This window comes from Halomonas sp. PAMB 3264, assembly GCF_031954245.1.
Lineage (GTDB): Bacteria > Pseudomonadota > Gammaproteobacteria > Pseudomonadales > Halomonadaceae > Vreelandella.
The window spans coordinates 1,908,368-1,920,133 of sequence record NZ_CP134866.1; the positions used below are offsets into that span (position 1 = coordinate 1,908,368).

Sequence of the window (11,766 nt, forward strand, 5' to 3'; positions counted from 1 at the left end):
CTGATGACACACGCGGCTGCTTGTTTTTACGTTTTTTGACACCATAGAGGGTACTAACGTTAGCGGGAGGCAGCCATGCCCATATTACTGTTTATATCGATTTTCACCCTGCTCGACTTCGTCGTGCTGTTTTCGGTGGGAAGCCATATCGGCCTAATGACCACGTTGATACTGGTGCTCCTTACCGGCTTTATTGGGCTCCATCTCATTCGCCGCGAAGGAGTGTCGACCCTGGCACGAGCGCGCTCGCGCCTACAGGCCGGCGAAATTCCGTCTTCCGAGCTTTTCACCGGCGCGGCGCTGATTTTCGGCGGCGCGCTATTGATGGCGCCGGGCTTTCTCTCCGACGCTCTGGGCCTTGCGTGCTTGATTCCCAACGCCCGCCGACTGATGGGCCGGGCGTTTACCTGGTTTGGCCTCAAGGCGAGCGTTTATCAGCCGGGTCAGTCACAACGCTCGGGCGCGCATACCGCTGAGGCACCGTTTGGCCATGATCAGCAAACACACCGGGAGTCGCGGGCCGGCTCAAATGAGCACCGCGCCGGATTTGACGAGCGTGAGCCCACCACGCTCGAGGGTGAATTCATCAGCCGCGACGATCAGCGCCGGCGCTGATCCAGCTAGAGGGTTTTGAGACTTAAGTCCAGGCGCCCGGGATAATTTTTTTGTCACCGGGGCCTTGAAAGGATCAGGCTAGCCCCCACTTTTCGAGTCAGCACAGATTCGGCAACGGCATACGCGGTTGCCTTTGACATGAAGGCAAAATGCCTTCGCTTCTCGAGGCCCCGCCACGAGAATTCACTTAAAATTGCCCGCTGGGCTTTGACGAACCTCAGGAGAACGAGAGCATGAATATCCGTCCCTTGCACGATCGCGTCGTTATTCGTCGCGTGGAAGAAGAACAGAAAACCGCTGGCGGCATCGTGCTACCGGGCAACGCCCAGGAAAAGCCCACGCGGGGCGAAGTGCTCGCGGTAGGCAATGGTCGCATTCTGGACAACGGTGAAGTTCGCGCCCTCGACGTCAAGGTAGGCGACACTGTGATCTTCAAGGACGGCTTCGGCGTCGAAAAGCAGAAAATCGACGGTGAAGAAGTTCTGATCATGAGCGAAGCCGATATTCTGGCGGTCGTCGAAGGCTAATTCGACTGTCTCGCGTATTTACTTTCACACTTTTTATTTCAAATTCAGGAAGTAACGATCATGGCAGCTAAGCAAGTCAAGTTTTCAGATGATGCTCGTAAACGTATGGCGCGCGGCGTCGATACGCTGGCCAACGCGGTAAAAGTGACGCTCGGCCCGAAAGGCCGCAACGTGGTACTGGACAAGTCCTTCGGCGCGCCGACCGTGACCAAGGACGGTGTATCTGTCGCCAAGGAAATCGAACTGAAAGACAAGTTCGAAAACATGGGCGCGCAGATGGTCAAGGAAGTCGCTTCCAAGACCTCTGACGCCGCCGGCGACGGCACCACCACCGCTACCGTTCTGGCCCAGGCAATCGTCGCCGAGGGTTTGAAAGGCGTGACCGCGGGCATGAACCCGATGGACCTCAAGCGCGGCATCGACCAGGCGGTCGCAGCGGCGGTCAAGGAAATCCAGGCGATGTCCGTGCCCTGCACCGACACCAAGTCCATCGCCCAGGTCGGCACCATCTCTGCCAATGGCGACAAGCGCATCGGTGAAATCATCGCCGAAGCGATGGACAAGGTCGGCAAGGAAGGCGTCATCACCGTCGACGAAGGCCGTGGTTTCGAAGACGAGCTGGAAGTGGTCGAAGGCATGCAGTTCGACCGTGGCTACCTCTCGCCCTACTTCGTCACCAACCAGGACACCATGTCCGTTGAACTCGAAGACCCATACATCCTGCTGGTCGACAAGAAAGTCTCCAACATCCGCGAGCTGTTGCCGGTGCTGGAAGCCGTTGCCAAGCAGGGCAAGCCGCTGGCCATCATCGCTGAAGACATCGAAGGCGAAGCGCTGGCGACACTGGTCGTGAACAACATGCGCGGTATTGTCAAAGTGGCCGCCGCCAAGGCGCCGGGCTTTGGTGATCGTCGCAAGTCCATGCTGCAGGACATCGCGATCCTGACCAACGGCACCGTGATTTCCGAAGAAGTGGGTCTGACGCTCGAGCAGGCGAACCTGGATCATCTGGGTACCGCCAAGCGCATGACCATGTCCAAGGAAAACACCACCATCATCGATGGCTCCGGTCAGGAAAACGACATCGAAGCACGCGTCAATCAGATCCGCGCGCAGATCGAAGAGACCTCTTCGGACTACGACAAGGAGAAGCTGCAGGAGCGTGTTGCCAAGCTCGCCGGCGGCGTCGCGGTTATCCGTGTGGGTGCTGCGACCGAAGTCGAAATGAAAGAGAAGAAAGCCCGCGTTGAAGACGCGCTGCACTCTACTCGCGCAGCGGTCGAAGAAGGCGTCGTACCTGGCGGCGGTACCGCGCTGGTTCGCGTCATGGCCAAGGTACAGGGCCTGACCGGTGACAACGAAGACCAGAACCACGGTATCAACATGGCCCTGCGCGCCATGCAGTCGCCGCTGCGTCAGATCGTCACCAACGCCGGTGAAGAGCCTGCGGTCGTGATCAACCGCGTGAAGGACGGCGAAGGCAACTTCGGCTACAACGCGCAAACCAGCGAGTACGGCGACCTATTCAAAATGGGCGTACTGGACCCGGCGAAAGTGACCCGCACCGCGCTGCAGTCAGCAGGCTCCGTCGCTGGCCTGATGATCACCACCGAGTGCATGATTGCCGACGATCCGGAAGAGAAAGAAGCCGCGCCGGACATGGGTGGCATGGGCGGAATGGGTGGCATGATGTAAGCCCCCAATCCCTGTTGTAACGCCTTGAGCTAGCCTTTTACAGCTAGCCTTGAAAGAACCCCGCCTCGTGCGGGGTTCTTTGCGTTGAGCTCTTGTCAGCACGCGTACTGCCCGGGCTTTAAAGCGTGCTACCATGCGCGCTTTTCCAGACGCCAAGGTCTTTCGCCGTGCTTTCCCGAATTCGTATCGTGCTCGTTCATACCTTCCACCCCGGCAACATTGGCGCCGCCGCGCGGGCAATGAAGACCATGGGCCTGATTGATCTCGTGCTCGTCAACCCGCGTGAATTCCCAAGCGAGGAGGCGACCCGCCTGGCCGCCGGCGCCACGGACGTGCTCGAAAGCGCTCGCGTAGTCACAAGCCTGAATGAAGCGGTGCAGGATTGCGTGCAGGTGATTGGCGCCAGCGCCCGCCTGAGAAGCCTGCCGCTGCCGCACTTCGACGAGCCCGACGAGATGGCCCAAAGCGCCGTGGAGAACGCCGAACACGCCCCGGTGGCGCTGGTGTTCGGCCGCGAGCGTTCGGGGCTGACCAATGACGAGATTCGCGAGTGCACCCACCAGGTGAGCATTCCCGCCAACCCGGAGTACGGTATTCTCAACCTCTCCCAGGCGGTTCAAATTCTGGCGTATGAGGTGCACCGCGCCTGGCGCCGGCGCCCACAAAGCGATTTTTCCTACCAGCGCCCGGTGGAGGCCACACCGCCCACGCGCGAGCAGCTCGACCACTTCCAGGTACACCTGGGGCGACTAATGCGCGAAAGCGGTTTTCTGACCCAGCCCCACGCCCGCACCGAAGAGCAGCTTCAAACGCTCTTTACCCGCGCCGAGCCCAGCCGCAAGGAGCTGTCTCTGCTGCGCGGTCTGTTGAGCGCGTTCGAAGTGCACCTGCCAAAGGAGCGCTAGGCAGCGCAGAGCGATACGCCACGCACAAAAAAGGCAGCCGACGCTGCCTTTTTTGTTGTATGCGCAGGGCTGTTAGAGCCACATGGCGCCGAGCCAGCCAAACGCGATCAGCGGCAGGTTGTAGTGCAAAAAGGTCGGCACTACGCTGTCCCAGATATGATCGTGCTGACCGTCGACATTGAGCCCGGAAGTCGGCCCAAGCGTCGAGTCCGAGGCCGGCGAGCCCGCATCGCCGAGCGCGGCGGCGGTGCCCACCAGTACGACCGTGGCCATGGGCGAAAAGCCGAACTGCACCGCCAGCGGCACGAAAATGGCGGCGATGATCGGAATGGTCGAAAACGATGAGCCGATCCCCAGCGTAATGAAGAGCCCCACCAGCAGCATGGTCAGCGCGGCCAGGCCCCGGTTGTCGCCGAAAATCTCGAAAGCGCCGTTGACCAGCGTGTCGATGTGGCCGGTTGCTTTCATCACCTCGGCAAAGCCCGCCGCCGAGATCATGATAAAGCCGATCAGCGCCATCATGCGCATGCCGCTAGTGAAGAGGTCATCCGCCTCGCGCCACTTGAAGATGCCGCCCATCGACAGCACGCCGATGCCCACGAGCCCGCCCAGAATCATCGAGCCGGTATAGAGCTGAAGCCCAAGGGCGGCCACGATCGCCACGCCGGACATGACAAGCCCCAACGCATGAGGCGTGGCCGGGGCGGTAGACACGAGCGAGGTGCTCGCCGCGACCTCTTTTTCCGCGTAGCCGCGCGCGCCGCGATAGCTCACAAACAGCGCGACCAGAAGGCCGATGGCCATGCCGCCGACCGGAATGGCCATCGCCATCGGCACCATCGAGCGGGTGATGTCGAGTCCCAACGGCTCACCGGCGCTGTTGAGGTTGGCCAGCAGAATATCGTTGAGAAAGATCGCGCCAAAGCCCACCGGCAGCAGCATATAGGGCGCGGTCAGCCCAAACGTGAGCGCGCAGGCCACCGCCCGACGATCGAGCTTCAGGCGATTCATCAGCGCCAGCAGCGGCGGGATCAGAATGGGAATGAAGGCGATATGCACGGGAATGGCGTTTTGCGAGAAGATCGCCATCAATAGAACGGCACCAAGCAGGATCCACTTGACCCGGCTCTGGTGCGCCGCCGTGGCCTCCTGGCCCAGCAGCCGAATCAGGCGGTTGGCCAGCATATCCGGAAGGCCGGAGCGTGAGATCGCCACGGCAAACGCGCCGAGCGTGGCATAAGCCAGCGCCACCTGAGCGCCGCCGCCGACGCCGTCGTTGAACGCGCCAAGCGTCTCCTCCAGCGATAGCCCGCCGACCAGTCCCCCTACCAGCGCCCCGGCCACCAGCGCGAAAACCACCGAGACACGCAAAAGCGACAGTGCCACCATCACGAGCACTGCAATCATGACTGCATTCATCGAATTACCCAAAGCCTTGAAAAGCGGATTGAAGCTTGCATCCAAGCAGAAGGTGGCGAATCTTAGCAGATGCGCCGGCTTTTTAGCAGGCTAATCCCCGTTTGGCTCTGTTTGCTTGCTTACGACTTTAGTCGCCTCACCATTGCTGCCTTGCAGCATCGCCTCTACGCTTTTGCCCTTATCGATCTTTCAAACCATCAAGGGCCTGACGACTCATGAGCATGCTGGCGATTATCGTCTCTCTCGTTTTACTGATGTTTCTGGCCTACCGGGGGATTTCGGTACTGCTGCTGGCGCCTTTGATGGCATCGCTTGCGGTGCTGCTCTCCGGCGACGGCGCCTTTTTGCTACCGGTGTATACCGATACCTTCATGAGCGCGCTCGGCGGCTACGTGACCCAGTTCTTTCCGCTGTTCATTCTGGGGGCGCTGTTTGGCCAGCTGATGGCGGACTCCGGCGCGGCGCACGCCATCTCGACCGGCATCGTCAAGCGCCTCGGCACGCGCCATGTCGTGCTCACCGTGGTCATGGCCTGCGCGGTGCTGACCTATGGCGGGGTGTCGCTGTTTGTGGTGGCGTTTGCGCTCTACCCGATCAGCCGAGAGCTCTTTCGTGAAGCGAACGTGCCCAAGCGCCTGATTCCAGCGTCCATTGCGCTGGGCTCGTTCACCTTTACCATGACTGCGCTGCCCGGCACGCCGGCGATCCAGAACGCCATCCCTATCCCCTACTTCGGCACCAACAGCTTCGCCGCGCCAGGCCTTGGGGTGATCGGCGGCGTGATCATGCTGGGGCTGGGCATCACCTATCTTCAATCCAGAGTTCGCAAGGCCAGCGCCAACGGCGAGGGCTACGGCACGCATACCGAGAAGAAGCGCGAAGATACGCCGGACGACGCTCCCGCGGCGACCATGGCGCTGGCGCCTGCGCTGATTCCGCTGGTCATGGTGATCGGCCTCAACGCGCTGTTCACTTACGGCGTGTTCCCGGCGCTGGATTTGAGCTTCATCGACGCCGCCTTCGATAACGTCTCTGCCGATAGCCAGGCCGGCCTGTGGGCGATTTTGATTGCGCTACTCAGCGCCTCGGCGTGGCTGATGGTGACGCGCTGGCGCCACTGGGCGGATTTGAAAGCGACGATCAACAAGGGGTGTCTCGGCTCGCTCTTGCCGATTTTCAACACTGCCTCGGAAGTGGGCTACGGCGCGGTGATCGCAAGTCTGGCGGGCTTCGCCCTGATTCGCGACGCGGTGCTCAACGTCTCCCCGGGGAATCCGCTGATTTCCGAGGCGCTTGCCATGAGCGTGCTGGCCGGTATTACAGGCTCTTCCTCCGGCGGGCTATCGATTGCGCTTGAAACCCTGGGCGAGGAGTATCTCGCCATGGCGCAGCAGGCAGGTATCGACCCGGAACTGATGCACCGCGTGGCAACGTTGGCCGCTGGCGGTATGGACACGCTGCCCCACTCCGGCGCGGTGATTACGCTATTGGCGATCTGCGGGCTCACCCACCGCCAATCCTACGCCAACGTCGCCATGGTCACGATCGTACTGCCGATAGCGGCACTCGTTAGCGTCATTACGCTGGGTACGCTGTTCGGAAGCTTTTAGGTTCACCACAAAGCTTGTCCCAGGTCATGAACCGGACCGGGGCGTTGGGTAACATGATCCGACGCCCCCTGGACGTGACCCCATGCTTTTCGCTCTCTCGATGTTACATCAGCTCAAGAACAGCCTGCGCGATCTAACGCCGATCGTGCTGGTGATGGGCTTTTTCCAGCTCGTGGTGATTCGCCAACCGCTGCCGAATACGTTGGCACTCGCCGACCTCGCTTTTGGAATACTCTGCGTGCTGCTGGGGCTGACGCTATTCATCAAGGGGCTCGAGCTCGGACTTTTCCCACTGGGCGAGCGCCTGGCCCACGCCTTCGTCACCAAGGGCTCGCTTTTCTGGCTGCTGCTGTTCGCCTTCGCACTGGGCTTTGGCTCGACGGTGGCCGAGCCTGCGCTGATCGCGGTTGCCGCGCGGGCTGGTCAGGTGCTTTTTGACGGCGGGCTGATCGAGCAAACCAGCCAGGCCCGGTTTGCGCTGACGCTCAGAATGGTGGTGGCGCTCTCCGTGGGCGCCGCGGTCGTACTCGGCGTGATGCGCATCATCAAGGGCTGGCCGCTGCCGCCACTGATCGTCGGCGGCTACGTGCTGGTGCTGGTGCTCACTCTCTTCGCCCCCACGGAGCTGGTCGGCATTGCCTTCGATTCCGGTGGCGTGACGACCTCGACCATCACCGTACCGCTGGTCACCGCACTGGGCGTGGGCCTGGCCTCCAGCATCAAGGGGCGCAATCCGATGCTCGACGGTTTCGGGCTGATTGCGTTGGCCTCGATCATGCCGATTATTTTCGTGCTCGCCTTCGGCATCCTGGGCCCTGGCGCCTTGACAGGCGGTGGGCTGTGAACCTCTGGCAGAGCCTCTGGGCAACGCTTGGCGACATCGCGCCGATCGTACTGATCGTGTTCGGCTTTCAGTACGGCGTGATTCGAAAGCCGCTAAAGCGCCCTATGCACATCGCGCTGGGTTTCGCCATGGTGTGGCTTGGGCTGGCGCTGTTTCTGGTGGGTCTCGAAAACGCGCTGTTCCCACTGGGGGAGCTCATGGCGCACCAGCTGACTCATGCGCAATTTCTGCCTGCGCTGCCCGACGGGGCGGCGCGTCACTGGAGCGACTACTACTGGGTCTACCTGTTCGCCTTTGCCATCGGCGCCAGCACCACCATTGCCGAGCCAGCGCTAATGGCAGTGGCGCTGAAAGCGGGTGAGATCTCCGGCGGCACGCTCAATCCCTTGATGCTGCGCATTGCGGTGGCGCTGGACATGGCGGTCGGCATCACTTTGGGCGTCTGGCGCATCGTCATGGGCTGGCCGCTTCACGGGTTCATCATTGGCGCTTACGTGTTGGTGATTCTGCAGACCCTGCGCGCGCCGAAGGCCATCGTGCCGCTGGCGTTCGACTCCGGCGGCGTGACCACCTCGACCATCACCGTGCCGATCATCACCGCGCTCGGGCTCGGCATCGCCGGTGCCATTCCCGGGGGCAGCCCGCTGGCGGACGGTTTCGGCATGATCGCCCTGGCCTGCCTGTTCCCGATCATGAGCGTCATGGCCTACGCACGGCTAAGCCAGCTACTCGCCAAACGAAAGCGCGCCGATGGCGCCAAGCGTCTCTAACACAAGGTAGAAAGGAGAGAAGCATGCGTTTCAAACTGATCGTGGCACTGGTGGAGGATGCACTCACCGACCGAGTCATGAACGCCGCCCGCGAGGCTGGCGCCACGGGCGCCACCGTGATCAACAACGCCCGCGGCGAAGGTCGCCACCAGGTGCGTGGTTTTCTGGGCATCGAAATCACCGCTCAGCGCGACGTGCTACTTTTTCTGGTCGATGCGCAAAAAAGCCGCGCTGTGCTGGATTCAATCGCCGACGCCGGCGAGTTCGACGAAACGCCTGGGACCGGCATCGCTTTTCAGCTCGACGTGGAAGAGGCGCTGGGCGTACAAAGCCAGATTCAGTCGCTCAACGAGCGCGAATAGGTCGGCGCGCCAGCCAACATGGTGAACCCCGAGTAGAAATTATCACAGACGCCTTACCTGCTCCGCTCTTCGCCCCGATGTGCTAGTATGCCCGCAAACGTGGTCGGCTTTGCGAAAGCACCGAGGCGATTGCTCGCCCTACGCCCCCATCGGGGTCGATACTCAGGCGCGCCACGCGACACTTTCCATCTACCGTCAGTAAGTCCTGCCAATGAGTGATGAATCCACGCCGCACCGCTCGCTCAAGGGCGGCCACAGCCACGATGCGCTACCGCCGGTCGAGCAGCACGCACGCCAGTACGAAACGGTGCGCAACGCTCATGAAACCGAACTGATCGAGGATTACGTCGAACTCATCGGGGATTTGCTGGATCACCGGGGCGAGGCGCGCGCCGCGGATATCGCCAACCGCATGGCGGTCAGCCAAGCAACCGTGTCAAAAATGATTCGCCGGCTCAACGAGCTGGGGCTGGTCACGAGCCAGCCCTACCGTTCGCTGTTTCTAACCGATGAAGGCAGGAAGATGGCCCAGACGTCCCGCGGTCGTCACGACGTCGTCCTCCATTTTCTGCGCGCACTCGGCGTGCCCGACAGCACCGCACGCATCGACGCCGAAGGCATGGAGCATCACGTCAGCGACGAAACGCTTGCCATCATGCAGCGCTTTACCGACGACAACGCCGGTTAGCTTCCCCCTTGTATCAGCGGGGGCCAAGGGTCGTGAGTCGATTCACCTGAGCCAGCCCCGCGTTCCAGACCATTTCGATATGCGTGGTCTGGACGACATCCTCCACCCAACGCGGGGTCATCAGTGCCCAGCACACCGCGCCTTCGCGGCGTACCGAGCGGTAGCGAAGCCCCGGCTCACCGGCGCGGCGAAGCGCGTGGCCCAGCGTGCGGGACTCGGTGTAGCTATCCGGGTCGTAAATGGTGTGGCTGTTCTCGAGCGCGAGGCCATCACGACACGCCTTCTCATCGAACGTGCAGCGCAGCCCACGAAATACGAAGCGTTCAAAATGCAGCGCCGGCACCCGCTCCCAGTACGCCGTTTGATGATGGCTGACCTCGGCAATGGCGGTGTCCAACGTATCGGCGATATAGAGCACACCAAAACTGCCGTCACTAAAGCGAGAACCGTCCGGATTGACGTGGGTAAACGCAGCCGCGGCGTAGGAGCAGCCGCGAATGTGAAAGGGAATTTCCTCCAGCGGCAGCAGCGCCAAATTGCCCAGCTCGTTACACAGGCGTGGGTTGGTCAACGCCTGAAGCTGATAAAGCGCCTCGAACTCGTCGCGGTCGGCCACGTCGTCAAATAGCGCGATCGGCGGAAACTTGCTATTGATCAGCCGATAGCCGAGCACCCGGTTCGACGGAATCGGCGCAAGCTCTTTAGGCGCTACCACTGCGCGCCTCGCAGGCTATCGAGACGCTTGAAGGTCTCGTACAGCGCCGCGAAATCACCGCCGCCGATCACCTCGAGCGGCGTTCGGCCGTTGAAGTAGGGATTATGATTGGCCATGGAAACGAACCCGTAAACGTTCTCCGGATTCTCGAACAGCGTACGCAGCGCGGCGTGAATGTTGAGCAGGTAGCTTACGCGGGTGAGCTGGTCGCTATCGAGCTTGATTTCTGCAAGGTCACCTCGCCGCGCGCGCGCGTAGGTCGAGTGTGAGACGCGCAAAATCGCCTCGCCCTGCTCGTTGCTGGCCTGCCATTTATCGAGAATGCGCACCGCGGTCTTCAAACCGACGGCAGCGGCGGCCTTGTTACCTTCAAGACGGGTGACTGTTTGCATCGCTACTCTCCAAAACCTTGTCTGTAAATACTAATCGAATAAAAATGTATCTGCAAACAAGGAGCGAGACGGTTTATTCGTGCCGAATGACCGGACGCGTCATGCCGATCCGCCCAATGCCAGGAAGCTTTAGCGCCGGGCGCAGTACATCCACTCCCAGGCTGAGCCCTAACAGATTCAGCTCGACGCCCTCCTCCCAGGCAAACATCACGCAAAACACACCACCGAGCGAAAACTGATAGCCGGTGCCGCTGGGCGTGGCGGCGAACCAACTGCCGAAAAGATAATCCTTACCCACCGCCGTTACCGGCAGCGCCATGTCGAGGCCGTCGATTTGGCGCACCATCCAGGCAATGAAACTGTTGCTGTTGGGCCCCGGCCAGACGCGATAAAGATTGACTTGCGGGTAGCGGGTAGCGGCGTCCTCTATAAGAGGAATCAACCGAGCAGCTTGGCTGCCGCGATAATCAGCCAGCAGGGTCGGGGCTTGGCCAAACCAGGCCCGATCCGGCGTATCGCTGGCCGATACCACCGTGGGTCGGCGCCAGCTCAGCACCTGATGCAGCCGGTAGTTCGGCGCGCCCTCGGCCTTGGTCGCAATCCAGATATGCACGCCAAACGCCCCGCGCCAGCTAAACGCCCGCGCGGCGTACACCTGCACCACCGCCGGCGCGTACGCCTCGGGCAGCGGCGCCAGCCCGGCGGAGTCACGGTTGGCGCTGGACCAATGACCGCCACTTTCGACGCGGTCGGTCAAGAGTAGCCACGCCGGGCCGGCCAATAGCAACGCCAGCATCAGCACGCAGGTTAAAAGCCACAGGAAAAGCGTTTTCATGACGATCCTTGAATCACCGTATCGACGGCATCGTATCGAATGCGCGCAACGAGTGGTTCAACGAATGAAAGGAGTCAAAAAGAGATCAATACGAAAAGGAAGGGGTAAAACTGGAGGCGGCCCCAAAAGCCACATCCCGGCACACGCATCCACCACTACCGTTGCTCCCTTCCGGGCCTGGCGGGGTTTGCAGTTTCGCGTTGCGGGAGGACCTAAGGGGCCACCATAGTGATACAGACCTTTTAAAACTGGCTGTATCGCGCGTGATGTGGTGGCTACGCCCTGATTTGAACAGGGGACCCCATCATTATGAGTGATGTGCTCTAACCAGCTGAGCTACGTAGCCTTTGCCTCATCAGCGGGTGCAGAGTATGCCCACTTTAAACGCA

At 61.1% G+C, this 11,766-nt stretch carries 13 protein-coding genes, 1 tRNA gene and 1 other RNA gene; 9 read left to right on the forward strand and 6 right to left on the reverse strand.

Annotated elements, in window-relative coordinates; genetic code table 11:
* The first annotated feature begins 75 nt into the window (after positions 1-75).
* The 4 genes from RN347_RS08590 (at position 76) to RN347_RS08605 (ending at position 3,742) form a co-directional block, all read left to right on the forward strand.
* Positions 76-615 carry an FxsA family protein gene (locus tag RN347_RS08590; RefSeq protein ID WP_311957898.1) on the forward strand — a complete coding sequence of 180 codons (540 nt, stop codon included), beginning with the start codon at positions 76-78 and terminating at the stop codon, positions 613-615.
* Between the two features lie 233 nt (positions 616-848).
* The gene (locus tag RN347_RS08595; RefSeq protein WP_252108658.1) at positions 849-1,142 is read left to right on the forward strand and encodes a co-chaperone GroES; all 294 of its coding nucleotides are present in this window, start codon (positions 849-851) and stop codon (positions 1,140-1,142) included.
* Between the two features lie 60 nt (positions 1,143-1,202).
* On the forward strand, positions 1,203-2,837 hold the full coding sequence (groL, locus tag RN347_RS08600; protein WP_311957899.1) for a chaperonin GroEL: 1,635 nt from the start codon (positions 1,203-1,205) through the stop codon (positions 2,835-2,837).
* 167 nt (positions 2,838-3,004) lie between these two features.
* Complete coding sequence (locus RN347_RS08605; protein WP_311957900.1) at positions 3,005-3,742, forward strand: RNA methyltransferase; 738 nt, start codon at positions 3,005-3,007, stop codon at positions 3,740-3,742.
* A gap of 72 nt (positions 3,743-3,814) precedes the next feature.
* On the opposite strand, the gene RN347_RS08610 is transcribed toward RN347_RS08605, so the two are convergent.
* Positions 3,815-5,161 (reverse strand): Na+/H+ antiporter family protein, encoded by a 1,347-nt coding sequence (locus RN347_RS08610; protein ID WP_263587194.1) that lies wholly within the window; start codon positions 5,159-5,161, stop codon positions 3,815-3,817.
* Positions 5,162-5,376: 215 nt separating this feature from the next.
* Between RN347_RS08610 and RN347_RS08615 the strand changes: the two genes are divergently transcribed.
* The 5 genes from RN347_RS08615 to mntR all read left to right on the forward strand — a co-directional run bounded on the left by RN347_RS08615 (position 5,377) and on the right by mntR (position 9,435).
* Positions 5,377-6,771 carry a GntP family permease gene (locus tag RN347_RS08615; RefSeq protein ID WP_311957901.1) on the forward strand — a complete coding sequence of 465 codons (1,395 nt, stop codon included), beginning with the start codon at positions 5,377-5,379 and terminating at the stop codon, positions 6,769-6,771.
* Between the two features lie 82 nt (positions 6,772-6,853).
* Complete coding sequence (locus tag RN347_RS08620; RefSeq protein ID WP_311957902.1) at positions 6,854-7,615, forward strand: DUF1538 domain-containing protein; 762 nt, start codon at positions 6,854-6,856, stop codon at positions 7,613-7,615.
* On the forward strand, positions 7,612-8,385 hold the full coding sequence (locus RN347_RS08625; protein ID WP_311957903.1) for a DUF1538 domain-containing protein: 774 nt from the start codon (positions 7,612-7,614) through the stop codon (positions 8,383-8,385). The genes RN347_RS08620 and RN347_RS08625 overlap by 4 nt, the downstream gene beginning before the upstream one ends.
* A 23-nt stretch (positions 8,386-8,408) precedes the next feature.
* Positions 8,409-8,747 carry a P-II family nitrogen regulator gene (locus RN347_RS08630; protein ID WP_311957904.1) on the forward strand — a complete coding sequence of 113 codons (339 nt, stop codon included), beginning with the start codon at positions 8,409-8,411 and terminating at the stop codon, positions 8,745-8,747.
* 211 nt (positions 8,748-8,958) lie between these two features.
* A complete protein-coding gene (mntR, locus tag RN347_RS08635) occupies positions 8,959-9,435 on the forward strand; it encodes a manganese-binding transcriptional regulator MntR (RefSeq protein WP_263587189.1) in 477 nt (158 codons plus the stop codon).
* A gap of 13 nt (positions 9,436-9,448) precedes the next feature.
* Here the strand turns inward: mntR and RN347_RS08640 are convergent, their stop codons facing one another.
* The 5 genes from RN347_RS08640 to RN347_RS08660 form a co-directional block, all read right to left on the reverse strand.
* On the reverse strand, positions 9,449-10,150 hold the full coding sequence (locus tag RN347_RS08640; protein WP_311957905.1) for an RES family NAD+ phosphorylase: 702 nt from the start codon (positions 10,148-10,150) through the stop codon (positions 9,449-9,451).
* Positions 10,144-10,542, reverse strand: a complete 399-nt coding sequence (locus tag RN347_RS08645) for an antitoxin Xre-like helix-turn-helix domain-containing protein (protein ID WP_263587187.1) — start codon at positions 10,540-10,542, stop codon at positions 10,144-10,146. Before RN347_RS08645 ends, RN347_RS08640 begins: the two co-directional genes overlap by 7 nt.
* Positions 10,543-10,615: 73 nt before the next feature.
* A complete protein-coding gene (locus RN347_RS08650) occupies positions 10,616-11,377 on the reverse strand; it encodes a DUF3750 domain-containing protein (protein WP_311957906.1) in 762 nt (253 codons plus the stop codon).
* Between the two features lie 120 nt (positions 11,378-11,497).
* Positions 11,498-11,594, reverse strand: an RNA gene (gene ffs / locus RN347_RS08655) — signal recognition particle sRNA small type.
* Positions 11,595-11,646: 52 nt separating this feature from the next.
* A tRNA-Met gene (locus RN347_RS08660) sits at positions 11,647-11,723 on the reverse strand.
* Positions 11,724-11,766: the final 43 nt, after the last annotated feature.

Bases quoted from the DNA above. Each gene is read 5' to 3' on its own strand.
- RN347_RS08630 (WP_311957904.1), top strand. From the start codon at position 8,409: ATGCGTTTCAAACTGATCGTGGCACTGGTGGAGGATGCACTCACCGAC.
- RN347_RS08650 (WP_311957906.1), bottom strand. From the start codon at position 11,377: ATGAAAACGCTTTTCCTGTGGCTTTTAACCTGCGTGCTGATGCTGGCG.
- RN347_RS08590 (WP_311957898.1), top strand. From the start codon at position 76: ATGCCCATATTACTGTTTATATCGATTTTCACCCTGCTCGACTTCGTC.
- RN347_RS08610 (WP_263587194.1), bottom strand. From the start codon at position 5,161: ATGAATGCAGTCATGATTGCAGTGCTCGTGATGGTGGCACTGTCGCTT.
- groL (WP_311957899.1), top strand. From the start codon at position 1,203: ATGGCAGCTAAGCAAGTCAAGTTTTCAGATGATGCTCGTAAACGTATG.
- RN347_RS08620 (WP_311957902.1), top strand. From the start codon at position 6,854: ATGCTTTTCGCTCTCTCGATGTTACATCAGCTCAAGAACAGCCTGCGC.
- RN347_RS08615 (WP_311957901.1), top strand. From the start codon at position 5,377: ATGAGCATGCTGGCGATTATCGTCTCTCTCGTTTTACTGATGTTTCTG.
- RN347_RS08645 (WP_263587187.1), bottom strand. From the start codon at position 10,542: ATGCAAACAGTCACCCGTCTTGAAGGTAACAAGGCCGCCGCTGCCGTC.
- RN347_RS08595 (WP_252108658.1), top strand. From the start codon at position 849: ATGAATATCCGTCCCTTGCACGATCGCGTCGTTATTCGTCGCGTGGAA.
- mntR (WP_263587189.1), top strand. From the start codon at position 8,959: ATGAGTGATGAATCCACGCCGCACCGCTCGCTCAAGGGCGGCCACAGC.